Here is a 25,411-nt window from a genome sequence, read left to right as displayed (position 1 = left end):
GTCCACGGTGCACACCCCCTATAGACGGCGATAGACGGTGTGAACCGGGGAGAAAGGGTGTGAACGCTAGCCGATGAGGACGGCGTAGCCGGGTTTGATGACTTCGTCGATCAGGCGGAGGCGGTCGGGGAAGGGGATGAAGGCCGATTTCATGGCGTTGATGGTGAAGCGTTCCAGGTCGCTCCAGCCGTAGCCGAAGGTTTCCGAGAGCTTCAGTATTTCCTTGCTCATGGTGGTGTCGCTCATGAGGCGGTTGTCGGTGTTGACGGTGACGCGGAAGCGGAGGCGGGCCAGGAGGTCGAAGGGGTGCTTGTCGAGGGAGGGGACGGCGCCGGTCTGGACGTTGGAGGAGGGATAGAGTTCGAGGGGGATTCGCTTGTCGCGCACGTAGTTTGCGACCAGGCCGAGGCGGGGGCCGTCGGGGGCGTCGGTGATGTCGTCGGTGATGCGGACGCCGTGACCGAGGCGGTCGCAGCCGCAGAAGGCCAGGGCCTCGTGGATGGACGGCAGGCCGAAGGCCTCACCGGCGTGAATCGTGAAGTGGGCGCTGTTGGCGCGCATGTATTCGAAGGCGTCGAGGTGGCGGGTGGGAGGGTACCCAGCCTCCGCGCCCGCGATATCGAAGCCGCCGACGCCGCGGTCGCGCCAGCGGACGGTGAGTTCGGCGATCTCGAGGGAGCGGGCCGCGTGGCGCATGGCGGTGAGGAGGCAGACCGTGCGGATGGGCGTGCCCGCGGCGGCGGCCAGGGCCTCGCCCTCGCGGAATCCGGCGAGGGTGTGTTCCACGACCTCGTCGAGGGTGAGGCCCGCCTCGAGATGCTGTTCGGGGGCGAAGCGCACCTCGGCGTAGACGACGCCGTCGGCGGCCAGGTCCTGGGCGCATTCGCGGGCGACCCGGCGCAAGCCCTCCGGCGTCTGCATGACGGCGACGGTGTGCGCGAAGGTTTCCAGGTACAGCTCGAGCGATCCGCTGTCTGCCGCATCACGGAACCAGGCGCCGAGGGCTTCGGCATTGTCGGCCGGTAGCTGGTCGTAACCGCAGTCGCGGGCGAGTTCCAGGACGGTCGCGGGGCGCAGCCCGCCGTCCAGGCGATCGTGCAGGACCGCCTTCGGAGCCTGGCGGATTGAGGCGAGAGTGAGAGGCGTCGGTCCAGTCATGTTCAAACGGTAGCCGCATTCACGTTCTGCGGCACCACGATCGAATACCGCGTCGCGCAGCGACTCCGTGAGGGGTGGTGGTCGGGCGGCGGGTGGGCCTGTGTCCATTCTCAATTTGGCGATTCGTAGCCCGCACGTTGCTGCCGGTCGTGCGGGCGTCATCGAATATTCGCGGAGGGCCGCCGCTACGCCGTAATGCGATCGAGCACCAGGGGCGCAGCGGGGCGCGGTGCGGCGTCCTCGATGGTGAACGCGTCCCGCAAGGCGTCCAGCGCGGCTGGGAACGCCTCGGGGGTATCGGTGTGCAGGGTCAGCAGCGGCTCGCCCGCCTTGATGGAATCGCCTGGCTTGGCATGGATTCGGATGCCCGCGCCCGCTTGCACCGGACCGCCCTGACGCGCGCGGCCCGCGCCCAGCCGCCAGGCGGCGAGACCGACATCCAGGGCATCGAGCCGGGTGAGCGTCCCGGTCGCGGGCGCGTCCAGGATCTCGGTGTGGCGCGCCACCGGCAGCGCCGCGTCCGGATCCCCGCCCTGCGCGCGCACCATGGTGCGCCAGTGATCCATGGCCCGGCCATCGGCCAGCGCATCCGCCGGATCGATATCGTCGATTCCGGCCTGGACCAGCATTTCCCGCGCCAGTGCCAGGGTCAGCTCGACGATATCGGCCGGACCGCCCCCGGCCAGCACCTCGAGCGATTCGGCGACCTCGAGTGCATTCCCCGCGGTGTTGCCCAGGGGCGTGTCCATGGCGGTGAGCAGCGCCACGGTGCACACCCCGGCATCGGTGCCGAGTTCGACCATAGCGGTGGCCAATTCGCGGGCCTGTGCGAGCTCCTTCAGGAATGCGCCGCGCCCGACCTTCACATCCAGCACCAGCGCCCCGGTGCCCTCGGCGATCTTCTTGCTCATGATGGAGCTGGCGATCAGGGGGATGGATTCCACGGTCCCGGTGACATCACGCAGCGCGTAGAGCCGTTTGTCGGCGGGCGCGAGATCGGCTCCGGCCGCGCACACCACCGCGCCGATGGCGGGATCGGCGAGGATCTCGCGCATCCGGTCCACCGGAATGTCGGCCTGCCAGCCGGGAATCGCCTCCAGCTTGTCGAGCGTGCCGCCGGTATGGCCGAGCCCGCGCCCGGACAGCTGCGGTACGGACGCACCGCACGCCGCCACCAGCGGCGAGAGCGGCAGCGTGATCTTGTCGCCCACCCCGCCGGTGGAATGCTTGTCGACGGTGGGGCGCGGCAGGTCCGAGAAGTCCAGCCGTTTCCCGGAGTTGATCATGGCGGCGGTCCAGCGCGCGGTTTCGCGGCGCGTCATCCCGCGCCACACGATGGCCATGGCCAGCGCCGACATCTGCTCGTCGGCGACCTGCCCGCGTGTGAACGCGTCCACCACCCAATCGATCTGCGCGTCGGTGAGCTCTCCCCCGTCGCGCTTGGTCCGGATCACGTCTACAGCCGAGTGCACGCTCATCCCTCCAACCCTGGCACGGGTGCGCGGAATTCGCGGGCTACTGGCCGCTACTGCTGCCCCGCGGCGAGATCGTCGGGCCCGAAGGCATCCGGCAGCAGGGTGCGCAGCGGCACCGGCGCGCCGCGGTGATCGATGAGGACCTCGTTCCCGCCATGCTCGAACAGGATCTGTCGGCAGCGCCCGCAGGGCATCAGGATTTCGCCGCGCGAGTCGCAGACCGAGACGGCCAGCAACCGTCCCCCACCCGAGGAAATCAAGTTACCGACCAGTACGCATTCGGCACACAGGCCCAAACCGTATGAGATATTTTCCACATTGCAGCCACTCACAATTCGCCCATCCGCGGTGAGAGCCGCGGCCCCGACGGGGAATCGGGAGTAGGGCGCGTACGCGCTTTTCATCGCCTCAAAAGCCTTGTCGCGCAAGGAATCCCAGGCAATTTCCGACATAACGGACCATCCTCCCACGAACGTGACGGTAGCCACAGAAATGCGCTCTCGCACCCCATCGAAAATCAGGAAAGGCAAACCTAACTCAACACAAAACGAGCCAACGAGCGGCACGCCGAATTAGTTCCCCCAACACCCGAGGATTAGAGTTCACGACAGATCGGTTCAGGTTCCCGACAACGGGCCTGCAGCACTGCCACCGGACTGTGATTCCGGCTGTGAGCTGGTGTTATCGACAGTCCTTAGGCTCCGCGCCGGATCTGACCGGGTCCATCGACGACGTTGGAGGCACCGCACTCTATGACCACGCTAGAAGCTCCGGCCAAGCCGAAGCGGACCCTTTACCGTGGCGACCCGGGCATGTGGTCCTGGGCCCTGCACCGCATCACCGGCGTGACGATCTTCTTCTTCCTGTTCGTCCACGTGCTGGATACCGCGCTGGTGCGTGTCAGCCCGGACACCTACGACCAAGCGATCGAGACCTACAAGACGCCGATCGTCGCCCTGATGGAAATGGGCCTGGTTGTCTGCGTGCTGTTCCACGCGTTCAACGGCATCCGGATCATCCTGGTCGACTTCTGGGAGAAGGGCCCGCGCTACCAGCGGCAGATGCTGTGGATCGTGCTGGCGCTGTGGATCCTGATCGCTGGCGCGGGCGTCGGCCGCCAGTTCTTCTACCTGCTGACGGAGCACTGACACCATGACCGCACCCATCCTGGGCAAGTCCTACGACCGCCCCGCCAGCCTGGACGCGCCGCGCGCGCCCCGCCGCACCACCGGGAACAACTTCGAGAAGTACGCGTGGCTGTTCATGCGCTTCTCCGGAATCCTGCTGGTGTTCCTGGTCATCGGCCACATGTTCATCATGCTGATGATCGACGGCGGCGTGCAGCGCCTGAACTTCGCGTTCGTGGCGGGCCGCTGGGCCTCCCCGTTCTGGCAGATCTGGGATCTGTCCATGCTGTGGCTGGCCCAGCTGCACGGCGGCAACGGCCTGCGCACGGTCATCGACGACTACGCCCGCAAGGACTCCACCCGGTTCTGTCTGAAGACCCTGCTGGTGATCTCGATGATCCTGGTCTGCGTGACCGGCACCTACGTCATCTTCACCTTCGACCCCAACATCAGTTAGGAACGGCCAACTCGATGAGCGAATCTCGACCGATTCAGGAGCACCGCTACGACGTCATCATCGTCGGTGCCGGTGGCGCGGGTATGCGCGCCGCGATCGAGGCCGGTCCCCGGGTCCGCACCGCCGTGCTGACCAAGCTCTACCCGACCCGCAGCCACACCGGCGCGGCGCAGGGCGGCATGTGCGCCGCGCTGGCGAACGTGGAAGAGGACAACTGGGAGTGGCACACCTTCGACACCGTCAAGGGTGGTGACTACATCGTCGATCAGGACGCCGCGGAGATTATGGCCAAGGAGGCCATCGACGCCGTGCTGGACCTGGAGAAGGTGGGTCTGCCGTTCAACCGGACCCCCGAAGGCAAGATCGATCAGCGCCGCTTCGGCGGTCACACCCGCGATCACGGCAAGGCGCCCGTCCGCCGCGCCTGCTACGCGGCCGACCGCACCGGCCACATGATCCTGCAGACGCTGTACCAGAACTGCGTCAAGCACGACGTGGAGTTCTTCAACGAGTTCTACGTGCTGGACCTGGTTCTCACCGATACCGAGCGCGGCCCCGTCGCGACCGGCGTGGTGGCCTACGAGCTGGCCACCGGCGAACTGCATGTGTTCCACGCGAAGTCGATCATCTTCGCGACCGGCGGTTCGGGCCGCATGTACAAGACCACCTCGAACGCGCACACGCTGACCGGCGACGGTATGGCCATCGTGTTCCGCAAGGGCCTGCCGCTCGAGGACATGGAGTTCCACCAGTTCCATCCGACAGGTCTTGCGGGCCTGGGTATCCTGATCTCCGAGGCGGTGCGTGGCGAGGGCGGCATTCTGCGCAATGCCTCCGGCGAGCGCTTCATGGAGCGCTACGCGCCCACCATCAAGGACCTCGCGCCGCGTGACATCGTCGCGCGCTCCATGGTCCAGGAGGTCCGCGAGGGCCGCGGCGCGGGTCCGAACAAGGATTACGTGCTCATCGACGTGACCCACCTCGGCGAGGACGTCCTGGAGGAGAAGCTCCCGGACATCACCGAGTTCTCCCGCACCTACCTGGGCGTGGACCCGGTGAAGGAGCCGGTGCCGGTCATGCCGACCTGTCACTACGTGATGGGTGGCATCCCGACCCGCATTCGCGGTGAGGTGCTGCGCAACAACACCGATATCGTCCCCGGCCTGTACGCCGCGGGCGAGTGCGCGTGCGTGTCGGTGCACGGCGCGAACCGTCTGGGCACCAACTCGCTGCTGGACATCAATGTGTTCGGCCGCCGCGCCGGTATCGCCGCCGCCGAGTACGCCCAGCGTGCGGAGTTCGTGGAGATGCCGGAGAACCCGGCGCAGATGGTGCAGGACTGGCTGGCGCTGATCCTGTCCGATCACGGCAACGAGCGCGTGGCCGATATCCGCACCGAGCTGCAGAACGCCATGGATGACAAGGCCGGTGTGTACCGGACCGAGGACAGCCTCAAGGAGATGCTGACCATCATCCACGCGCTCAAGGAGCGCTACACCCGGATCACCGTGCAGGACAAGGGCCGTCGCTACAACAGCGATCTGCTCGAGGCCGTCGAGCTGGGCTTCCTGCTGGAGCTGGCCGAGGTGACCGTGGCGGGTGCGCTGAACCGCAAGGAATCGCGCGGCGGCCACGCCCGCGAGGACTACCCGGACCGCGACGACGTCAACTTCATGCGCCACACCATGGCGTACAAGCAGAGCCCGGAGCTCATCTCCGAGACCCGCTTGGACTACAAGCCGGTCGTGCAGACCCGTTACGAGCCGATGGAGCGTAAGTACTGATGACTGCCACTCTCGAGAAGGGTGCTGCCCAGGCGCCGGCGCCGGTTCCGGACGGCTCGACGATCATTACCGTCAAGATCGCCCGGTTCAATCCGGAGGACGCTCAGGGCAATCACTGGGACGAGTTCAAGGTCCCGGTGCTTCCCACCGACCGGTTCCTGAACGTGCTCATCTACATCAAGTCCTACATCGATGGCACGCTCACCTTCCGCCGCTCCTGCGCCCACGGCGTGTGCGGTTCGGATGCCATGCGCATCAACGGCGTCAACCGGCTGGCCTGCAAGCTCCTCATGAAGGACATGCTGCCCAAGAACGGCAAGGACATCACCGTCACCGTCGAGCCCATCCGCGGCCTGCCCGTGGAGAAGGATCTCGTGGTGAACATGGAGCCGTTCTTCGACGCCTTCAAGGCGGTGAAGCCCTACCTCATCACCACGGGCAACGAGCCGACCCGCGAGCGCATCCAGTCCCAGCACGACCGCGCCCGCTTCGACGACACCACCAAGTGCATCCTGTGCGCCTGCTGCACCACCTCTTGCCCCGTGTACTGGAGCGACGGCAGCTACTTCGGCCCGGCCGCCATCGTGAACGCCCACCGCTTCATCTTCGACAGCCGCGACGAAGCCGCCCGCGAACGCCTGGACATCCTCAACGACGTCGAGGGTGTCTGGCGCTGCCGCACCACCTTCAACTGCACCGACGCCTGCCCCCGCGGCATCGAGGTCACCAAGGCCATCCAGGAAGTCAAGCGCGCCCTCCTCTTCGCCCGCTGACACCTGGCATCAGCCGAAACCCGAAGGCCGCCTTCATCATTGCGATGAAGGCGGCCTTCGCCGTCGGATCACTACGTCGCGAACTCGGCGGGGCCTTCGAGAAGCGTTTCGATGCGGTCGATCAGGGCGGAAGCCAGAACCGAGACGAGCAGGAAGGTGGCGAACCAGCGCATGGCCTGGACCACGGAATTCCAGAGCCAGCCGCCACGCCAGCGAAACCGCGTGTCGCCGGTCGCTCCCGCCCAGATCCCGTAGCGAGCCACGGCCCAGGCGGCGGTGAAAATGAATGCGGCGATGTAGCTGAGTGGGCTTTTGGGCTCGTAGTTCCGCCATACCGTGACGCCGACCAGTACCAGCCCGGACAGCACCAGCAATAGCGTCAGCCGCGTGGCCCAGATGACTTGTGGCAGCCGGGTGGACACCCCCACTCGCGCCGACGGGCCCGCAGCACCCCGGAACGGCGCTCCGAAATCCAGCACACCATCGTCACGCAGCTGCGCGACCAGCTTGCGCCAATCCTCGCGCCGCTCGCTCACCCAGGTCCGCCAGAAACGACGCACGTCCCGCGGCGGTCGAGCGAACCCGCGGTAGTACAGGAGACCGCGCACCTGGGACCGATGGCGCAGAAAACCCCGGCCGTGGATATCGTCTCGTTCGACGATGCGGCCCCCGCGCTGCACCTTCTGCCAGCGCAGCAGTTCTCGAACCTCACGACCACGACTGCGGCGCGTACCCGGACGGTGGTGGCGGCAGCGATTCCACTCCCCGAGTACGCGATTCAGGCACGGATGACCCGTGGTCGTGACGGGATAGTCGCAGACAACGGGCCATGCCTTCCCACGTGACCACCACACCATCACGGACAGCACGGCCGCGATGAGCGGGAAGACGAGCGCGAATGTCAGTGGCCATGGGATCCCCCAAGGGCTCAGATAATCGAGCAGCCCAGCGAAGGGCTCCAGCAGGCGTGTGAGATGGTGCAGGATCTCACCCATGTCGTGATGATACGGACCGACATGACCTACCGAGTGTTGATCGGCGACTATTCCACAATCGCATGGTGATCAATCCTGTTGGTGCACAAGCATTCTCGCTACCTTACGGAATGCGTACTTCATCCCGAGCGCTTCCCGTTGCAGGATTTCGACAGCGGTGCACGAAGGTGACAGACCGGAAAGGCTGTGCCGCAACAGAATCGGGGCATGAGCGAATCACACGACGGGCAACGCGTCGATCGCAGGACCGTGCTGCGGGCGGCAGGGGTTTCCGCTCTCGCGGTCGCGGGGCTGGGCGCTGCCGGTGCAGCGTGTGCGCAGCCTGGCGACTCCGGGCTGATTACGCGGGCGTTGCCGGGGTCGGCGGAGCGGGTGCCGGTGATCGGGCTCGGCACGTTCATGACGTTCGATCGGATAGCTTCGGCTGACCGGAGATTCATTCCGGAGGTGCTGCGCACGTTCTTCGACGGGGGTGGGCGTGTGGTCGATACTTCGGCGCTGTATGGGGCGTCGGAGGACAATGTCGGGGAGTTCGCGCGGGAGTTAGGGGTGACGGATCGGCTGTTTCTCACCGACAAGAGTTGGGCGTGTGGGGAGTATCTGTTCGATTCCAGTCATGCTGATCGGCAGTTCGCGCGGTCGCTGGAGCGGTTGCATCGGGAGCGGCTGGATGTGGTGGGGGTGCACAGTATGACCAATGTGGGGATGATTCTGCCGATTCTGCGGCGGCTCAAGGGGGAAGGGAAGATTCGGTATGTGGGGGTCACCTCGCATGAGGCGTATCAGTATGCGGGGATGGAGGGGCTGATTCAGGGCGGGGTGGTGGATTTCGTGCAGGTTCGGTATTCGATCTTTCAGCGGGCGGCGGCGGAGCGGGTGCTGGCGGTGGCGGCGGATCGGGGGGGGTGGGGGTCATGGTGAATATGGCGTTGGAGAAGGGGCGGCTGCACGATGTGGTGCGGGACAGCGCGTTACCCGAGTTCGCGGGTGAGTGGGGGTGCCGGAGCTGGACGGAGTTCTTTCTGAAATATGTTGTGGCGCATCCGGCTGTCACCTGTGTGGTTCCGGCTACCACGCAGGTCGCGCATGTCGTGGAGAACCTGACCGCGGCGCGCGGCGCGCTGCCGGACGAGTCGCAGCGGCAGCGGATGGTGCAGCATATGGAATCGTTCCCGGCCTTCGCGAAGATCGCGCAGACGGCCTGGTATCCGGGTAAACGGTTCACCGACGGGCTGGTGCGGTTGCCCGATCCCGCACCGGTGGGATGAGGTCATCGGTGGCGGTCGCGGTAGACGGCGGGGGTGCACCCGTGTTCGTGTCGGAAGGCGCTGGTGAGGTGGCTCTGGCTCGACATGCCGACCAGGTGGGCGATATCCGCGATCGGCAGGCCGGGATCGGTGCGGAGCAAGCGCGCGGCCCGGTCGAGGCGCCGCGCGAGGACGTAGCGGTGCGGCGTGTGGCCGGTGGCGGCCTTGAAGGCCCGGCCGAATCGGAAGGTGTCCATACCGCACAACCGCGCCAGCACCGCCAGCCGCAGGTCCGAATCCACATGGGTATCGATGTAGTCGACAACGCGGCGCAAGGCCGACGGCCCGAGTGACACGGCGCGATCCCGATCGCGGCCGCCGCCGATCTGGCTCAGCCGCGCGGCGATCAGCGTCGTGACGCCGTCGGCGAAGAGCTGTCCCGCTACCGAATACCGTTCGGCCTGTTCGGATAGCGACAGCGCCAGCCGATACAGCAGCGGATCCGGCCGATTGGTGAAGCCGTCCAATGCGGAACTCTCGACCTCGAGGTCCGCGAACCGCTCGGGATCGATGCGCAGGGCCGCGCAGTCGATCAGCCCGCCGCCGTACACCACGCTGCGCTCGCAGCCTGCCGGAATGAAGGTCACCGCGCCCGGGAAATCAGCGCCCCGATACCGGCCCTGCCCCGCGCCGCGCGCCACGACCGGCCCGCTCGATCCGGCCAGAATGACGAACAGCAGATGCCGCCGCGGCCGACTGTCCCCCGTTGTTCCCTCGAAGGCCCGCCACCGTGTCCGCTCCAGGCTCAGTCCCGCCCAATCGCATTCCCGATGGCCGAGCACCAGACCACCGTAACGATGCACTTCGGGCACGCGTGCCATGGCCGAAGTCTACGACCGTCGGCGTGTGCCCGACGGCCGTGCGGCACAATGGTCGCAGGTGCAGATCATTCTTGGGGGGCGCGCGTTGCAGACCGACGGACTGGGTGTTCGAGTGGCCGCGCGGATCCGAATGGTTGCTGTCGCGGGGGCGATACTGCTTGCGGCGGCCTGTGGATCGAACACGACTCCAGCGCCGACGGCCGGTGCGGGTGTGGAGAAGTACCAGCAGCAGCGGGTCGAATGGGGTTCGTGTCAGGAGTTCTCGGACTACGGGGACAAGCTCGGCGAGGCGGGGTTGGAGTGTGCGCGGATCGACGTGACGCTCGACTACGGCAAGCCGGACGGGGAGACGGCGCGGATCGCGCTGTCGCGCTTGGCCGCGGGCGGTGAGCGGATCGGGTCGCTGGTCACCAATCCGGGCGGGCCGGGGATGTCCGGGCTGGCATTGCCCTTGGCGTTCGCGCAGACCGAGCTGGCGCAGCGGTTCGATCTGATCGGGATGGATCCGCGCGGGCTGGGGGCCTCGACGCCGAAGGTGGTGTGCCGGACGGCGGAGGAGTTCCAGGCCGAGCGGGTGGACCTGGACACCGACTACTCGGCGGCCGGTATCGCCCAGACCGAGCGCGAGAATCAGGAACTCGTCGACAACTGCGTGGAGCGCAGCGGGCTCGAGGTGCTGCGGAATGTCGGAACACGGGATGTGGCACGGGATCTGGATATCGTGCGCGCGGTGCTCGGGGACGAGAAGCTGACGTACTTCGGCGGCTCGTACGGGACCCGTCTCGGATCGGTGTACGCGGAGATGTACCCGGATCGGGTGCGCGCCATGGTGCTCGACGGCGCCGTCGACCCGGGGACCAACATTCTCGATCCGGTGAACAGCAGCCGCAGCTTCCAGCAGGCCTTCGAAACCTACGCGGCCGATTGCGCCAAGCAACCCGACTGCCCGCTCGGAACCGATCCGGACCCGGCGAAGACCAGCGCCGAACTGCGAGAGTTGTTGCAGTCCTTGATCGATCGACCCGCCACCACCGAGAACGGGCGCGGGCTCGGCTATCGGGACGCGGGCAGCGGCGTGCTCAATTCGCTGTACACGCCCGAGGGCTGGACCGGAATCACCAAGGGCCTCACCGAACTCCGGCAGGGGCGCGGCGACACGCTACTGGGGATCGCCGATCTCATCGAGGCGAGCACCGGCCTCGAGCGCGACCTGCAGCAGGCCGTGCTCTGCCTGGACGACAAACGCGTGACCGATCGCGCCGAGGCCAACGATCTGTTCCAGCAGGGCAATGCCGCCGCATCCGCCTTCGACCACGGCCGCGCCACCACCGGCGCGGTCCCGCTGGAGGTCTGCGCCTTCTGGCCGGTCCCGCCCACCTACGAACCACACGCCCTGAACATCTCCGGACTCCCGAAGACCGTGGTCGTCTCCACCACCGGTGATCCGGCGACGCCCTATCAGAACGGCATCAACCTGGCCCGCGACCTCGGCGCCACCCTGATCACCTTCGAGGGCAATCAGCACGGCGTGTTCGGCAGCGGCGTCACGTGCGTCGACACCCCGGTCATCGACTATCTGATCAACCTCACCCCGCCCGCCGAGGGCCTGCGCTGCACCGCCCCCTAGGCGGCTCGTTTTTTCCTGGCATCACCGGGCGGAGCGGTGCTACCTTCGACTGGTAGCCAAATTTGTCTAGTTAGGAGATAGAGAAATGTTCGGTATCGCCCCCTATGTAATGGTCGACGACGCGCAGGTCTACCGCGCCTTCCTGGAAACAGCCCTCGACGCCGAGATCAAGGAGGCCATCCCGCTGGCCACCGATCCGCAGCGGCTCATTCATGCCGAGGCCCGAATCGGCGACGGGACACTGTATTTCGCCGATTCCGGCCCCACCGGCGGACGCTGCCTGACGTCCCCGGACGAACCGGTGCACGTGCAGCTGTGGGCCACCGTTCCCGACGCCGAGCGCGCCTTCGCGCGAGCGGTCGCGGCGGGGGCGACCCCGGCCAGGCCGGTCGAAGCACAGCAGGATGGGAGTCGCTCGGGCGGATTCGTGGATCCGTTCGGGACACTGTGGTGGGTGAGCACGCCCGCCTGATCGATCGAAGGAGTGCGATGTCCGCGGTTCGCCTGCTGGTACTGGGAGCTGTCCGCCGCCGGGGCCGGGTGCACGGCTATCAGGTGCGCACCGATCTGGAGTCCTGGGGCGCGCACGAATGGGCGCGCGCCACTTCGGGTTCGGTGTATCACGCCCTGAAGGCGCTGGCCAAGGACGGCTTGCTGCGGGTGCACGACACCGCGCCCAGCGAGGCGGGCGGGCCGCCGCGGATGGAGTACGAGCTGACGCAGGAGGGCGAGGCGGCCTATCTCGCCCTCCTGCGCAGCGCCCTGGCCAGCCGGGATCCGCGGCTGGATCTGCTCGCGGCGGCGGTCGGATTCATCGACGATCTACCCCGCGACGCGGCGGTGGCGCTGCTGCGCGAGCGGGCCGCGGAACTGGCGGAATGGCGGGCCAGCATTACCGAATACCTGCCGCCGGACACCGATCTCGACACCTGGGGGCCGGTGGGCGAGGTCATCGGCCTGTGGCTGAACACGGCCGACAGCCGCACGGCCTGGACCAGGCGCCTCATCGACCGGCTCGAGGGCGGCGCGTTCACCATGGCGGGCGAAGACTGAGGACTTGACACCTTACCCCCTAGGGTACGGTTCACCTATGCAGAACGAACACCTGGCACACGGCGACCACTCCTCTCACGATCACCAGGGCCACGGTGCACAGATCGACCACTCCGCACACGCGGATCATGCGGCGCACACAGACCATTCGGCGCACGCCGACCACTCCGGGCACGCCCCCGCCACCTGGAAGATGGCCGCCAGCGCCACCCTGCACTGCCTCACCGGCTGTGCCATCGGCGAGGTTCTCGGCATGGTGATCGGTACCGCCCTGGGCTGGGCGAACGTGCCGACCATGGTGCTGGCCATCGTGCTGGCCTTCCTGTTCGGCTATGCCTTCACCCTGCGCGGCGCGCTCGCCGCGGGCCTGGGTTTCAGCGCCGCGGTATCGCTGGCGCTGGCCGCGGACACCGTCTCCATCACCGTCATGGAGATCGTCGACAATGCCGTGCTGTGGCTGGTGCCCGGCGCCATGCACGCCGGTCTGGGCGACTTCTTGTTCTGGGGTTCGCTGGTTTTCGCGCTCTTCGTCGCCTTCGTGGTCACCACCCCGGTCAACAAATGGATGATCGGCCGCGGCAAGGGTCATGCGGTGGTGCACTCACTGCACACCGGACACTGAGCCATCCGCTGCCACCCGGCCTGTTCAGCCCGCTCAACTTGACAATCTGACAAGCTGAGCGGGCTTTTGTTGTCGCACGGGTCACACGGTGATTGCATCGACATATGTTCACCGAAGCCCAGCTGTACTCGCCCGTGACCACGGGCGCCGACGGTGATGTGACGGTGCATCTGAGCGACGAGCATCCGGGAGTGCACGATCCTGCGTATCGTGCCCGCCGCAATGCCATTGCCGCTCTCGCACTGAACTTCCGGCCCGGCGCGGCGGTACCTCAGATCGACTACACCGGCGAGGAACAAGAAGTCTGGCGGATCGTCTCCGCCGAATTGGCGCGCAAACGCGAGCGCTACGCCTGCACGGAGGTCATCGAGGCGGCCGGGCGCCTCGGCCTGCCGGGCGATCACATCCCGCAACTGGACGAGGTGACCTCGAAACTGGTTCCGCTCACCGGATTCCAGTACGTGCCCGCCGCCGGACTGGTGCCGCTGCGGGCGTTCTTCGGTTCCTTCGCCGACCGGATCTTCCACTCCACCCAGTACATTCGGCATCACTCCTTCCCGCTGTACACGCCGGAACCGGATGCCATCCACGAAATCCTGGGCCACGCCAATCAATTGGCGAGCCCCCGCTTCGCCGCCATCTACGAGACCGTGGGCGCGGCGGTCGCCCGCTGCACCACCGACCGGGCGCTGAAGTTCCTGGCCGATGTCTTCTGGTTCTCCATGGAGTTCGGCGTGCTCCGCGAGGACGGCGAAGTCCGTTGCTACGGAGCCGGTCTGCTGTCCTCCTACGGTGAGATCGAGGAGTTCCGCCAGGCCGAGCTGCGCCCCCTGAACATTCTGGAGATGGGCACCGCCGTCTACGACATCACCCACTACCAGCCGATCCTCTACTGCGCCGAATCCATCGACGAGATCGAGGAGGTCGTCGGCGGCTTCTTCGCCACCATGGACGACGAGGTGGTGCGCGGCCTGATCGGCACCGAAGTCTGACAGCGGTGCGCTAGAGCGGCATCCCGGCCGCCAGGAACCGGATGATCCGGGAGATCTGCGCCGGATCGAACGGGTTGCGGGACAGGTCCATCAGGACCGCTTGCGCCGCCCCGACCAGCGCCCCGGCCAGGGCCCGCACCTCGAAATCGTGCGGCTCCCGGCCGGTGCGCAGGGCGGTCATATCCGCGATGAGCTCGACATTGCGATCCATTTCCAGCGCCAGCGCGCCCCGCAGCTCGGGGACCGAGCGCACCAGGGCCGCGCGCTCCTGCTCGAATCCGATCTGCTCGGCATCGAGCGATCGGAAGGTGTCGTGGACCGCCCGCTCGAAGGCCTCCAGGACCGACAGCTCCCGGTCCTGCGCGGCGAACCGCTCGATCATGATCGGATCCACGTCGTCGACCAGGACCACCTGCTCCTTGGACGGGAAGTAGCGGAAGAAGGTGCTCGGCGAGATCTCGGCCGCCTCGGCGATCTGCTCGACCGTGGTGGCGGCGTAACCCTGTTCGCGGAACAGCCGGAACGCCTCGGTACGAATGGTGTGCCGGGTGCGTTCCTTCTTCCGCTCCCGCAAGGTCGGCTTACCCGCCGCCCGTTTCGGGCGGGCGGGCTCGGCCATTACGGCGGGTTTCGACGACTCAACCGGCATGCACAGATTCTGCCGCATCGGGATCCACCAGCTTCGGCTCGTGCACCGGCCGGGTGAGCAGTGGCGCGAGCGCGGTCATGAGCAGGCAGACGGCCGCGCACACCCACAGCATGACGCTCATGCCGCCGACGAAGGCGGTCTGCACGTGCTCGAGCATGCTCGGATCACCCGATTGCCGCGCGACCGCGACGCCCGCATTCACGCCGTCGGCAATGGGATCGCGGTTCAGCGCACCGAGTTCGGACCGGTACTGGGTGGACAGCACCGTCCCGAGCACGGCCACGCCGATGGTGCCCGCCGCCTGCCGCACCGCCTGCAACAGTCCGGATCCGGACCCGGCGCTCTCGGCGCTGAGATCGCCCATGGCCAATCCCATGGCGGTCGGCATGACGAACCCCATGCCGATGCCGAGGATGACCAGTGAGGTCGCCGCGAGCCCGTAGCCGCTGTCCGCGGTGATCAGCGCGCCGAGCACCAGACCAATGGTGAGCAGCGCGAATCCGGTGGCGATGGCCGCCCGCGCGCCGGTTCTGGACAGCACCTTGTCCGCCACCCGGGAACCGATGAGCAGACCCGCGATGAGCGGCAGCAAGCGCAGCCCGCTGCCGAGCGCGTCGGTCCCCAGCACCGCCTGGAAGTACTGCGGCATGGTGAAGAACAGCCCGAACATGGCGAAGTTGATCACCACCATATAGACAGTGCCCCAACGGAATCCGGGTGCGCTGAAGAGCCCGAGATCGACCAGCGGGTGGGCGGCGCGGCGCTGCCAGAGCCCGAATCCGAGCAGCAGCAGCGCGCCGCCCGCCGCCGTCAGCCAGCCGAGCCCATTGCCCCAGCCCTCCTCGCCCAGGCGGATGAAACCGTAGGTGAGCCCGAGCATTCCGGTCGCGGACAGTACGACGCCGGGCAGATCCACCCGGAACGCGGTGGCGCTGCGCGATTCCGGCACCAGCAGCGCCACCGCCGTCGCACCGATGACGACCAGCGGCAGATTGAGCAGGAAGACCGAGCCCCACCAGAAGTTCTGAAGCAGCCAGCCGCCCACGATCGGGCCGAGCGGCAGCCCGATGGCCGTCGAGGTCATCCAAATGGTCAGTGCGCGTTGCCGTTCGACGGGATCGGGAAACAGGTTGGGCAGCACCGCCATGGACAGCGGCATCATGCCCGCGGCCGCGATGCCGAGCACGGCGCGGGCGGCGATGAGCTGCCCGGAGGTGGCGGCGAAGGCACAGGCCACCGAGGCCGCGCCGAAAAGCAGTAGCGCCGCCAGCAGGATCTTCTTGCGCCCGTAGCGGTCGCCGAGCGCGCCCGCGGGCAGCATGACCGCAGCCAGCGCCAGGGTGTAGGCGCTGCTGAACCACTGCAGCGCGCCGGTACCAGCATTCAGGTCGACGGCGAGGGTGGGCAGCGCGACGGTCAGCACGGTCACGTCCAGCCCGATGGTCAGCATGGCCACCGCCAGGGCGCCCAGGGCCAGCCAGCGGCGTACGCCGGGAGCTTTCATGACTGCTCCAATCAATTGAAAGTGACTTGATAATGAGAGCATCTCTCATTTGATACCAGCTGTCAAACAATGTCACGTCATGGTTCATACAGGTAGTACTCGGTAGGGCGGCACGGATGCCGCGACAGCGCGCCGGGCAGCTGCTAGCTTCATCCGATCCGCTCGAATTCGCGTATACCACAACAGGTCTGGACAACTGAGGCTCTAAATGACCGACCAAGCAACAGAACCCGCTCAGGCTCCCTTGCATCTGCAAGGACGCGATGCCGTAATCGCCGCTGCCGCACCGGAAGACTGGCGAGCAGAGGCCCCCGAATACCATCTGAGCAAGACGGTGATGCCCGCCGAGCGCACCACCGACCACGCTCCCGATTCGCTCGAGCACATTGTCGAAGAGCTCGTGAAGGTCTTCGAAATGGAGGTCTCGCACAAGAAGGACCCGGCGAAATGGGTCTCCCTGGTGGCCGAGCACTACCGCGGCCGTGTCAACGGCGGCCCGTGGCAGGATGCCGAGGAGTTCGCCCGCATCGGCTCGTACAACATCCTGATCGGCGAGAACCCCTTCTACGACGTGGCGGGCGAGACCTTCGAGTCCTCGCACGACATCTTCCACACCGCCTTCCCGGGCGGCTTCTTCTGGGAGGTCCTGGAGGTGCTGGCCGGACCGCCCACCGTCACCTTCAAATGGCGGCACTGGGGCAAGTACACCGGTGAGTACCGAGGTCATCAGCCCACCGGCGAGACCATCGAGATGACCGGCATCACCATTGCAAAGGTCAGCGAGGATCTGCGCATCCTCGAACTCGAGCACTTCTACGACAACAACAAGCTGCTCGGCCCGCTGGCGCACGGCTGCCCCGTCGCCACGAACACGGCATAGTCCCAGCTCCGGAACTTTTCCGTCCGACGCCCCTGACCTGCGACGCGAGGTCGGGGGCCACCGCTTAAGCTCTGAATCGATGAGCATCCGCAGGCTTTCGCGCCACGAATCCAGTCCGGGCCGACCCGTCGGCCGACGCCGCCCCCGCGCCTGTCTCGGCGCCGCCGCCCTGCTCGCGGCGGGGCTCACCGCGGGCGCCGGGCTGGCGTTCGCGCCGCTACCGGGTGCGATGGCGCAACCGCCCACCAGCACAACGCCGTTCACGACCCCCAATACCGACAACTGCCCGCACAAGAGCACTCCCCCGCCGCCGGTCGACACCTCCGAGGTGCCCGAGCCGGGGAAGTCCGCGCCCTCGGCCCTGCCGGTTCCGGCCGCCCCCATCGGCGGAAAGCAGCTCGGCGGCTGCGGTCTCGTGTTGCCCGCGGGCGCACCGGCGGTCCCGGAGGGGATCTCGGCCACCGCCTGGATGGTCTCGGATCTCGATACCGGAAAGGTGCTGGCCGCCAAGGATCCGCACGGGCGCTATCGCCCGGCCTCCACCATCAAGGTGCTGCTGGCCGCGGTCGGCCTGCGCTCGCTCGACCTGAACAAGGTGGTCGTCGGCACCCAGGAGGACGCGAATGTCGACGGCACCCGCGTCGGCATCGGGCCGGGCGGGCAGTAAACCAACCGGCAGCTGTTCCAGGCGCTCATCATGGCCTCGGGCAATGACGCCGCCCATGCCATCGCCGCCCAGCTGGGCGGCGACGACGCCACCGTCGCCAAGATGAACGCGCGCGCGAAACAGTTGCAGGCCTTGGATACTCGCGCCGCCACGCCGTCGGGTCTGGACGGCCCGGGCATGAGCACCTCCGCCTACGACCTGTCGGTGCTGTTCCGCGATGCCATGAGCATTCCGCTGTTCGCCGAGCTCATTCACACCGAACAGGTCGACTTCCCGGGTTATCCGGCCGATCCCAGGATTCCCGGCGACGAGGACCGCCCCGGGTACCCCATCGGCAATGACAATCACCTGCTCTACAACTACGAGGGCGCGCTCGGCGGCAAGACCGGTTTCACCGACGATTCCCGCCAGACCTTCGTGGCCGCGGCCGAACGCAATGGCCATCGCCTGGTGGTCACCCTGCTCAAGGCCGAGGTGCAGCCGCTGCGGCCGTGGGAGCAGGCCGCCAAACTCCTCGACTACGGTTTCGCGCTGCCCGGCGCCGCGAGCGTGGGCACGCTGCCCGATGGCGAGACCGATACCAAGGCCGCGGATTCGACTGGGGCACTGGCCACTCCGCCGCTGGCCGGTGACGACGGCGGCGACCAGCCCGGCTCGAACCGCAATGACCTGCAAGTCACGCTGATCGTCGGCGCCGTGATCCTCGTACTGGTTCTACTGGCCGGAGCCCATCGCCTGACCCGACCGCGTTGATGCACAGTCTTTACCTGGAATCGGTTGTATGCGACCGTCTAGCATGGTGATCTTGTCACCGGTTTCCCGACAACAGGAGTTTCCCCACCGGTGAAGAAGTCTCTGATCGCCCTGGCCGCCGCGCTCGCCGCGACGACCATGCTCACCTCGCCCGAGGCCGTCGCCGCGCCCGCAACGGAATTCGATCTGCAAGCGCATCGCGGCGGGCGCGGGCTGGTGGTCGAGAACACGCTCCCGGCATTCGCGAATGCCCTGGAGCTCGGGGTGAGCACCCTGGAACTGGATATCCAGATCACCGCCGACGGCCGCGACGTCATCGGGCACGATGCCACCATCAGCAATGCCACCTGCGTGGACACCGGACCGGTCACACCGGGTGATCCGCAGTACCCGTACGTCGGAAAGCGGGTCGAGGACCTGACTTTCGCGCAGGTGCGGACGCTCGACTGCGGGTTCAAGGCACAGGGCAACTTCCCGGGGCAGCGCACCGCGCCCGGCGCCAAGATGCCGACGCTGGAGGAAGTGTTCGCGCTCGCCGGATCGCACGGGGCGCAGACGGTGAAGTTCAGTATCGAGCTCAAGACCGATCCGGAGGGGCGGGAGACCGCCTCACGGGAGGTGTTCGCCAAGCGGGTGGCGAGCAAGATCCGGCGCGCGAACATGGCCGATCGCGCCGTCATCCAGAGTTTCGACTGGGGCGCGCTCATGGTCATGCGCCGCGTCGATCCGAGCCTGCCGCTGTACGCGCTGACCGAACCGACCAAGGTGTACCCGTTTTCGCCGTGGCTGGGCGGGCTGAATCTGCTCGAGTACGGCGGCAGTCTGGTGAAGGCCGCGAAATCCATCGGGGCCAAGGCACTTTCACCCATCTACGCGCTGCCGCCGAGCGGGACCATGAACGTCCCGGTGGTCACCACCTGGATGGTGCAGGAGGCGCATGCGAACGGCATGCTGATCGTGCCCTGGACGGTCAATGACACCGCCGCCATGAACATGCTGATCGACAAGGGCGTGGACGGCATCATCACCGACTACCCGGATCAGCTGCGCGAGGTGCTGGCCGATCGCGGCATGCCGCTGCCGCCGACCTATCCGGCGCGCTGAGTCAGCGACGGCGGCGCCACGCCGAAAGCACGCCCGCGGCAACGGCTCCGGCGCCAAACAGCGCCGCCCCCGCCCCGGCCGAGAGTCCCGCGCCCTGCACCCGGGGCTCGATCACGGCCGGGCCGGGCACCGGGATATCCGCCGCCACTTCGTTTTCCGTCGCCGTGGCCGCCCAGGCCGTGGCCAACAGGATGATACGCGCGGTGATGTAGCTGAACACCATGAGGCCGATGATCGGGCCGAAGGCCACACCGGCCGGACTGGTGATCACCGCCCGCAGCACCAGCGAGGCCAGCTGTTTGAAGGCCTCGAAGGCCACGGCCGCCATGAGCGCCGCCTTGGCCGCACTGCGCAGCGTCACCGGAAATCGCGGCATGCGCGCGATGATGTAGGTGAGCACCGCCCAGTTCGCCGACAGGGCGAGCAGCAGCGACACCAGCGTCAGCAGCACGGTGAGCGGCGGCGAATCGTGAATTCCGAACCAGCCCAGCACCCGCTCGAGCAGGCCGCTGGAGGCCACCACCGAGAATCCGATGGAGAGCGCGATGGCCAGGAACAGGCCCAGCAGGCGGCCCAGATCGGAGAGCTTGTTCAGCACCCAATTGCGTTCGGGCGCCTGCTGTCCCCACTGCTCGGTGAGCGCGGCCCGCAGATTCGCGATCCATCCGAGCCCGGCGTACGCGGCGACCACCAGACCGATCACACCCACGCTGGTGCGCGAGCCCACCGCCTGATTGATCAGATCATTGATCTGCTCCCCCGCCGCGCCCGGAATGTTCTCCACGATCTTGGCCTGCATCTCGGTGAGCAGATCCGGATTGCGGGACAGCACGAAACCCGCCACCGAGAAGCCCACCATCAGCAGCGGAAACAGCGACAGCACCGTGAAATACGTGATCCCCGCGGCGTAATAGTCGCCGCGCTGCCGCTGATATCTGCCCGCCGCGCGCACCGCATGGTCGAGCCAGTGCCGCTTGCGTACCTCACGCTCGATCCAGGCCTTGACCGAATCGACGACCTTGCCGAACACCGCCCACCTCCGCCACCGCCACGCGCGGCGGACCGGATCAGCGGGGCAGGAAGCCCACCCGGTCGTACACCTGCGCGAGAGTCTTACCGGCGACCTCCCGCGCCCGCTCCGCGCCTGCGGCGAGGATGCGGTCGAGTTCGCCCTGGTCGGACATATACTCTGTCGCCTTCGCCTGCAGCGGGGTGACAAATTCGACCAGCGCGTCGGCGGTGTCGGCCTTGAGATCGCCATAGCCCTTGCCCTGATAGCTCTGCTCCAGGCTGACGATCGGGGTCTCGGTGAGCTCGCTCAGGATGACCAGCAGATTGCTCACCCCCGGCTTGGTCTCCGGGTCGTAGCGGATCTCGCGTTCGGTATCGGTGACGGCGGAACGGATCTTCTTGGCCGAGACCTTGGGATCGTCGAGCAGATTGAGCAGACCGGCGTCGGAGCTGGCCGACTTGCTCATCTTGGAGGTCGGATCCTGCAGGTCGTAGATCTTGGCGGTGCCGGTGACGATATGCGCCTCCGGCACCACGAAGGTCTTCTTGAACCGAGTGTTGAAGCGCTGCGCCAGGTTTCGGGTCAGCTCCAGATGCTGGCGCTGATCCTCGCCGACCGGCACCAGTTGGGGCCGGTAGAGCAGGATGTCGGCGGCCATGAGCATCGGATAGGTGAACAGGCCGACGGTCGCGTTGTCCGCGCCCTGCTTGACCGACTTGTCCTTGAACTGGGTCATCCGGCTGGCCTCGCCGAAACCGGTGATGCACTGCAACACCCAGGTCAGCTCGGCGTGCTCGGGCACCTGGGACTGCACGAACATGGTCGACTTCTTGGGGTCGACGCCCACGGCCAGCAGCTGGGCGGCCGCGACCTTGGTGCGCGTGCGCAGCTGCTTGGGATCCTGCGGCACCGTGATGGCGTGCATATCCGGGATGAAGTAGAAGGCGTCGTAGTCCTCCTGCAGACCCACCCAATACTGCACGGCGCCAAGGTAGTTGCCGAGGTGGAAGGAATCACTGGTCGGCTGGATCCCGGACAGGACCCGCTGCTTGCGCTCACCGGTGGGTTCAGGACTGGACATACCCCGATCTTCCCATGGCCATCAAGCGGAATTTCGCGCCACCCAGTTGCGCGGATCCACCCCCGGCATACTGGCCCGCCCGGCGCTCACCAGCTGCTGCTCGCGACGGGTCAGCAGGCGGTACATCGGGCGGCTGGGACCGGCCAGGGTGCGGCGCAGCGGGGACGGGACCAGCGGCGGGGCAATGTGCGCGGTGCGGATGGCCTGGGCCAGGCCGCGGTGAGCGACCTCCTCGCGAATGCCCCAGCGCAGGTCGTACATGGCGCGGATGCGGGCCGGGAGACTGCCCTGGACCAGCAGCGCGAAACCGCCGAAGGCCTGCTGGAACGGCATGGGCAGCGGGTTGGCGACGCGCTGGCCCATAAGATAGGAGCCGACCAGTTTGGCCTCGTCGGTGAGGAAGACCTCGTCGGAGGCGAGATAGGCGTCGTAGTCGCGGCGGAACTTCGCGTAGGTGCTGGGCGCGGCCTCGCGGGGCATGCCGAACAGCTCGGCCCAGCGCACGTAATCGTGGTAGAGGCTCTCGCGCTCGCCGGGGGTGAGCTTGCGGACCAGCAGATCGTGCATGACCTCGGCGGAGTCGAAGGTGAAGGCCATGGTCATGAACATGAGGTGCGGATCGCGGGCGGAGTAGCGGGTGCCCGCCGGATGATGCGCGCCCGCGTCCTCGGGCAGCGCGCCGTTCACCGGGGCGTGCCGCTTCTGGGTGAAGGCGATGGCGCGATCGGCTTCGGCCTTGGTGCCCAGCGAAACCGCCTCGAACAGCCTGCCGGTGAGGGCGAGGCGGGTGTAGGGCGTGGTCCGGTGGTTGGTGTTCTCCGCGGTGCCCACGTAGAGCAGCGGATGCACGGCCCCGATCACCAGCGCGCGCTGTCCGTAGGTGAGTCCCACCGCCCGTTTGCGCATGACGCGCCTGATCATCGAATCGTCGGAGAAGTATCCGGGCGCGGCCGACTGTGCAGGCATCGTTGCCTCCTCACGCTGGTTGTGACGCGGAGCACCACATCTGACATCAGGGTCCCTCACTTCGACTCATCTGGCAAGAGGCTCTACCAGAATCGCGACCGTGCCAGAATCGAGTCGTGACCGGCCAACGGACCTACGGCGGCGTTTCCGCGGAGGAACGCCGCGCCCAGCGCCGCGCCGCCCTGCTCGAGGCCGCGCTCGACATACTCGGCAGCCAGGGCATCGACAAACTCACCGTCTCGGCGCTGTGCGCGGGGGCCGGTCTGAACGAGCGCTACTACTACGAGAACTTCGACGGCCGCGATGCCGTCATCTCCGCGCTGTTCGACTCGCTCGCCGAGGAACTCGCGGGCGCGCTGCTGGCCGCCCTGCACACCGCGCCCGACACCACGCGCGACAAGGCGCACGCGGCCATTGCCGCGGGCATCGGCGTACTCACCGACGATCCCCGCAAGGCCCGGGTGGCGCTGCTGGTCAGCTCGGCCACCCCCGAACTGCACACCCGCACCGTGCACACCATTCAGGCGTTCGCGAATCTCGTTGCCGCCGAGGGCATCGACTTCTACGGGCTGACCGAGGAGACCCCGGATCCGGCCATCACCTTCCGCGCCACCTATCTGGTCGGCGGCCTGGTGCAGACGCTCACCGCCTGGCTACAGGGCGAACTGCCCATGACCCGTACCGAACTCGTGGAGCACGCCACCGATATCTTCGTCCTGCTCGGCGAGGATCTGGCCGCGCACTACCGGCGGTCCTAGACCCGGGCGTCCCCGTCGAAAGTCAGTGGCACCGCGCTGATTCCCGGCGGCACGGCATCTTGGAAGACGACCCGGAAGGCCACCCCGCGCGCCGCCCACGTGGCGGCACAGTCGGTCATGGCCTCGGCGAACCACTCACGCTCGCCCGGCTGATCATCCAGCAGCAGGGCCGCATTGCGCACCACGATCACGTATCCGCGTGCGGGGCCCACGAATTCGTCCAGATCGCGCAGGCATTCGTCGAAGGCGTCCTTGTTCGCGCCGAAGTAGTACGGGAACTGGAGGGCGGCGGCGAACTCGTCGAACAGTTCGGCGTCGGTGCGCATCTTGCGCCCGCGCAGTTCCCGCGAGAGGTAGCCGTCGGGGGGTTGCCCACGGACCCCGGAGAATTCGGCCGCGCCGACCGGAAGGACACCGAGCACCGGGGCCGCCGCGGAGCGCGCCGCGGAACCGCGCCCGGTCACCGCGGTCTTGGGCGCGGAGAGGAACTGTGAGAGCGGCATGGGCTCGGTCATCAGTGCATCCTCGTGAAGGTCTCGTAGTGATCGGAGGTGTAGTACGCGGAGCCGTCGCTGCCGGTGACTATGCGCTCGGCACCCCGATCCTGGCCGTGACGCTTGGGATTGACGTCCCATTCCTGATAGGTGATGCGCTTCCCGGCGGCATCGGTGGCGGGCAGCGCGCGATTGCGGTTGAAGTAGGTCTCGCCGCCCTGGGTGCCCGGTGCGTTGGCGGATTCGGGCCAGCGGCCCGCATCGATTTCGACCAGGGTCTGATACGCGCGATCGGGAACCCCTGGCGCGCGCGAGGGAACGGCGGTCGGCGCGGTGGTCTTGCCACCCGCGGGCGCGGTGGTCTTGCCCGCGACCGTCGAAGTCGCCGCCGCCCGTGGACCGTTCGCGTCCTTGGGCTGATCACCGCCCCGGGTGGCCAGGAACCCGACCACCAGCAGCGCGCCCAGCACGCCGATCATGAGCCAGGCGCGCACGCGCGGCGAGATCGTCACTTGTACTGCACCGAGACCGGCGCGTGGTCGGACCAGCGCTCGGCATAGGTGGCGGCCTTCTCCACCACGGCTTGCTTGGCGCGACCCGCGATCTCACCGCGGGCCAGCTGGTAGTCGATGCGCCACCCGGCGTCGTTGTCGAAGGCGCGGCCGCGGTAGGAGTGCCAGCTGTACGGGCCGGGCACGCCCGGGTGCAGGTCGCGGACCACGTCGGAGTAACCGGCGGCGAGCATCGAGGAGACCCAGGCGCGTTCCTGGGGCAGGAAGCCGGAGTTCTTGACGTTGCCCTTCCAGTTCTTGATGTCCAGTTCGGTGTGCGCCACGTTCCAGTCGCCCATGATGACGAAATCGCGCGTCATGGCGGTCATGCGGGCGCCGACGGCATCGAGGAAGCGGTACTTCTCGTCCTGCATGGGGGTGTCGGCCTCACCGGTGTGCACGTAGACGCTGGCAATGGTGAGATCGTCGAAGTAGGCTTCGACATAGCGGCCGGTGGTGGCGAATTCGTCCACGGGGCACCAGGTTCCGGCCTGGTCCGCGCCGATGCCGACGCGCACGGCGTCGGGTTCGCGGCGGGACAGGATGGCGACGCCCGCGCGGCCCTTCACGCCCGGTTCGGCATGGCTGAGGAACCAGCCCGAATCCAGGGCCGGGGCCAAGGACTTTCGAGTTTGCTCATCGGTAGCGCGAGTCTCCTGGAGGCAGACGATGTCGGATTCGGTGCTCGCCAGCCAGTGCAGCAGACCGTTGTCCTTGCCCGCGGCCGCCCGCACACCGTTCACATTGACTGTGGAAATGGTCCCGGAATAGGTGCTGGATCGCGCTGGCTGGGAGATCATG

27 protein-coding genes and 1 pseudogene are annotated in these 25,411 nt (G+C 67.2%); 15 read left to right on the top strand and 13 right to left on the bottom strand.

Translation table 11 applies throughout. The annotated features are described in order from the left end of the window. Positions 1-66: 66 nt before the first annotated feature. From NC4_RS27930 to NC4_RS27920, 3 genes are all read right to left on the bottom strand, one after another. Positions 67-1,158 (bottom strand): adenosine deaminase, encoded by a 1,092-nt coding sequence (locus tag NC4_RS27930; protein ID WP_067544244.1) that lies wholly within the window; start codon positions 1,156-1,158, stop codon positions 67-69. 185 nt (positions 1,159-1,343) lie between these two features. After that, positions 1,344-2,636, bottom strand: coding sequence for a thymidine phosphorylase (locus NC4_RS27925; RefSeq protein WP_067544077.1), 1,293 nt, complete (start codon positions 2,634-2,636; stop codon positions 1,344-1,346). 47 nt (positions 2,637-2,683) lie between these two features. Further along, positions 2,684-3,085, bottom strand: a complete 402-nt coding sequence (locus NC4_RS27920) for a cytidine deaminase (RefSeq protein WP_067544075.1) — start codon at positions 3,083-3,085, stop codon at positions 2,684-2,686. Between the two features lie 300 nt (positions 3,086-3,385). Between NC4_RS27920 and sdhC the strand changes: the two genes are divergently transcribed. The 4 genes from sdhC to NC4_RS27900 are packed head-to-tail and all read left to right on the top strand — an operon-like array spanning position 3,386 to position 6,774. Further along, a complete protein-coding gene (gene sdhC / locus NC4_RS27915) occupies positions 3,386-3,781 on the top strand; it encodes a succinate dehydrogenase, cytochrome b556 subunit (RefSeq protein ID WP_084529842.1) in 396 nt (131 codons plus the stop codon). A 4-nt stretch (positions 3,782-3,785) separates the two neighbouring features. Further along, positions 3,786-4,217, top strand: a complete 432-nt coding sequence (locus NC4_RS27910; protein ID WP_067544071.1) for a succinate dehydrogenase hydrophobic membrane anchor subunit — start codon at positions 3,786-3,788, stop codon at positions 4,215-4,217. Between the two features lie 32 nt (positions 4,218-4,249). Further along, the gene (gene sdhA / locus NC4_RS27905) at positions 4,250-6,001 is read left to right on the top strand and encodes a succinate dehydrogenase flavoprotein subunit (protein WP_067544242.1); all 1,752 of its coding nucleotides are present in this window, start codon (positions 4,250-4,252) and stop codon (positions 5,999-6,001) included. Further along, a complete protein-coding gene (locus tag NC4_RS27900; protein ID WP_067544069.1) occupies positions 6,001-6,774 on the top strand; it encodes a succinate dehydrogenase iron-sulfur subunit in 774 nt (257 codons plus the stop codon). Before sdhA ends, NC4_RS27900 begins: the two co-directional genes overlap by 1 nt. A gap of 71 nt (positions 6,775-6,845) precedes the next feature. Here NC4_RS27900 and NC4_RS27895 read toward each other — a convergent pair whose 3' ends face one another. After that, on the bottom strand, positions 6,846-7,769 hold the full coding sequence (locus tag NC4_RS27895) for a hypothetical protein (protein WP_157555265.1): 924 nt from the start codon (positions 7,767-7,769) through the stop codon (positions 6,846-6,848). Positions 7,770-7,976: 207 nt separating this feature from the next. On the opposite strand from NC4_RS27895, the gene NC4_RS27890 reads away from it, so the two are divergent. Continuing rightward, the gene (locus NC4_RS27890) at positions 7,977-8,690 is read left to right on the top strand and encodes an aldo/keto reductase (protein ID WP_157555264.1); all 714 of its coding nucleotides are present in this window, start codon (positions 7,977-7,979) and stop codon (positions 8,688-8,690) included. Next, on the top strand, positions 8,684-9,037 hold the full coding sequence (locus NC4_RS41840; RefSeq protein WP_157555263.1) for an aldo-keto reductase family protein: 354 nt from the start codon (positions 8,684-8,686) through the stop codon (positions 9,035-9,037). Before NC4_RS27890 ends, NC4_RS41840 begins: the two co-directional genes overlap by 7 nt. A gap of 2 nt (positions 9,038-9,039) precedes the next feature. On the opposite strand, the gene NC4_RS27885 is transcribed toward NC4_RS41840, so the two are convergent. Then, positions 9,040-9,897 carry a helix-turn-helix domain-containing protein gene (locus NC4_RS27885; protein WP_067544065.1) on the bottom strand — a complete coding sequence of 286 codons (858 nt, stop codon included), beginning with the start codon at positions 9,895-9,897 and terminating at the stop codon, positions 9,040-9,042. A 130-nt stretch (positions 9,898-10,027) separates the two neighbouring features. Here NC4_RS27885 and NC4_RS27880 point away from each other — a divergent pair, with 130 nt between their 5' ends. From NC4_RS27880 to NC4_RS27860, 5 genes are all read left to right on the top strand, one after another. Beyond that, positions 10,028-11,524 (top strand): alpha/beta hydrolase, encoded by a 1,497-nt coding sequence (locus NC4_RS27880; protein WP_067544240.1) that lies wholly within the window; start codon positions 10,028-10,030, stop codon positions 11,522-11,524. 85 nt (positions 11,525-11,609) lie between these two features. Next, positions 11,610-11,996: a VOC family protein gene (locus NC4_RS27875; protein ID WP_067544063.1), complete on the top strand. Its 387-nt coding sequence runs from the start codon at positions 11,610-11,612 to the stop codon at positions 11,994-11,996. A 17-nt stretch (positions 11,997-12,013) separates the two neighbouring features. Beyond that, a complete protein-coding gene (locus NC4_RS27870) occupies positions 12,014-12,577 on the top strand; it encodes a PadR family transcriptional regulator (protein WP_067544061.1) in 564 nt (187 codons plus the stop codon). Positions 12,578-12,614: 37 nt separating this feature from the next. Beyond that, positions 12,615-13,199 (top strand): DUF4396 domain-containing protein, encoded by a 585-nt coding sequence (locus NC4_RS27865; protein ID WP_067544059.1) that lies wholly within the window; start codon positions 12,615-12,617, stop codon positions 13,197-13,199. 104 nt (positions 13,200-13,303) lie between these two features. Continuing rightward, positions 13,304-14,191 (top strand): phenylalanine 4-monooxygenase, encoded by an 888-nt coding sequence (locus NC4_RS27860; RefSeq protein ID WP_067544057.1) that lies wholly within the window; start codon positions 13,304-13,306, stop codon positions 14,189-14,191. Between the two features lie 10 nt (positions 14,192-14,201). On the opposite strand, the gene NC4_RS27855 is transcribed toward NC4_RS27860, so the two are convergent. Together NC4_RS27855 and NC4_RS27850 are read right to left on the bottom strand one after the other, a co-directional pair. Next, positions 14,202-14,810: an acyl-CoA-like ligand-binding transcription factor gene (locus NC4_RS27855; RefSeq protein WP_067544054.1), complete on the bottom strand. Its 609-nt coding sequence runs from the start codon at positions 14,808-14,810 to the stop codon at positions 14,202-14,204. A 19-nt stretch (positions 14,811-14,829) separates the two neighbouring features. Then, positions 14,830-16,344, bottom strand: coding sequence for an MFS transporter (locus NC4_RS27850; protein ID WP_067544053.1), 1,515 nt, complete (start codon positions 16,342-16,344; stop codon positions 14,830-14,832). A 208-nt stretch (positions 16,345-16,552) separates the two neighbouring features. Between NC4_RS27850 and NC4_RS27845 the strand changes: the two genes are divergently transcribed. The 3 genes and pseudogenes from NC4_RS27845 (at position 16,553) to NC4_RS27835 (ending at position 19,748) form a co-directional block, all read left to right on the top strand. Beyond that, positions 16,553-17,224 carry a nuclear transport factor 2 family protein gene (locus NC4_RS27845; protein WP_067544051.1) on the top strand — a complete coding sequence of 224 codons (672 nt, stop codon included), beginning with the start codon at positions 16,553-16,555 and terminating at the stop codon, positions 17,222-17,224. A 229-nt stretch (positions 17,225-17,453) separates the two neighbouring features. Next, positions 17,454-18,644: pseudogene (locus NC4_RS27840) on the top strand (D-alanyl-D-alanine carboxypeptidase family protein). Between the two features lie 90 nt (positions 18,645-18,734). Then, on the top strand, positions 18,735-19,748 hold the full coding sequence (locus NC4_RS27835) for a glycerophosphodiester phosphodiesterase (protein ID WP_067544049.1): 1,014 nt from the start codon (positions 18,735-18,737) through the stop codon (positions 19,746-19,748). Between the two features lies 1 nt (position 19,749). On the opposite strand, the gene yhjD is transcribed toward NC4_RS27835, so the two are convergent. From yhjD to NC4_RS27820, 3 genes are read right to left on the bottom strand one after another with little or no spacing between them, the layout of a single operon-like run. After that, a complete protein-coding gene (gene yhjD, locus NC4_RS27830) occupies positions 19,750-20,778 on the bottom strand; it encodes an inner membrane protein YhjD (RefSeq protein WP_067544047.1) in 1,029 nt (342 codons plus the stop codon). A 37-nt stretch (positions 20,779-20,815) separates the two neighbouring features. After that, on the bottom strand, positions 20,816-21,841 hold the full coding sequence (trpS, locus tag NC4_RS27825) for a tryptophan--tRNA ligase (protein ID WP_067544045.1): 1,026 nt from the start codon (positions 21,839-21,841) through the stop codon (positions 20,816-20,818). A 21-nt stretch (positions 21,842-21,862) separates the two neighbouring features. Then, on the bottom strand, positions 21,863-22,807 hold the full coding sequence (locus tag NC4_RS27820) for an oxygenase MpaB family protein (RefSeq protein ID WP_067544043.1): 945 nt from the start codon (positions 22,805-22,807) through the stop codon (positions 21,863-21,865). Between the two features lie 116 nt (positions 22,808-22,923). On the opposite strand from NC4_RS27820, the gene NC4_RS27815 reads away from it, so the two are divergent. Next, the gene (locus NC4_RS27815; RefSeq protein WP_067544041.1) at positions 22,924-23,565 is read left to right on the top strand and encodes a TetR/AcrR family transcriptional regulator; all 642 of its coding nucleotides are present in this window, start codon (positions 22,924-22,926) and stop codon (positions 23,563-23,565) included. On the opposite strand, the gene NC4_RS27810 is transcribed toward NC4_RS27815, so the two are convergent. Genes NC4_RS27810 through NC4_RS27800 form a run of 3 tightly spaced genes read right to left on the bottom strand, consistent with a single transcriptional unit; the run spans position 23,562 to position 25,410 of the window. Then, positions 23,562-24,080: a barstar family protein gene (locus NC4_RS27810; protein WP_067544039.1), complete on the bottom strand. Its 519-nt coding sequence runs from the start codon at positions 24,078-24,080 to the stop codon at positions 23,562-23,564. The two genes, NC4_RS27815 and NC4_RS27810, sit on opposite strands and share 4 nt — an antisense overlap. Then, positions 24,080-24,571, bottom strand: coding sequence for a guanyl-specific ribonuclease (locus NC4_RS27805; RefSeq protein ID WP_245721966.1), 492 nt, complete (start codon positions 24,569-24,571; stop codon positions 24,080-24,082). Before NC4_RS27805 ends, NC4_RS27810 begins: the two co-directional genes overlap by 1 nt. Then, on the bottom strand, positions 24,568-25,410 hold the full coding sequence (locus tag NC4_RS27800) for an exodeoxyribonuclease III (protein ID WP_067544236.1): 843 nt from the start codon (positions 25,408-25,410) through the stop codon (positions 24,568-24,570). The genes NC4_RS27805 and NC4_RS27800 overlap by 4 nt, the downstream gene beginning before the upstream one ends. Position 25,411: the final 1 nt, after the last annotated feature.

This window comes from Nocardia crassostreae, from assembly GCF_001613405.1.
GTDB lineage: Bacteria > Actinomycetota > Actinomycetes > Mycobacteriales > Mycobacteriaceae > Nocardia > Nocardia crassostreae.
This window is presented reverse-complemented; position numbering and strand designations above follow the sequence as displayed.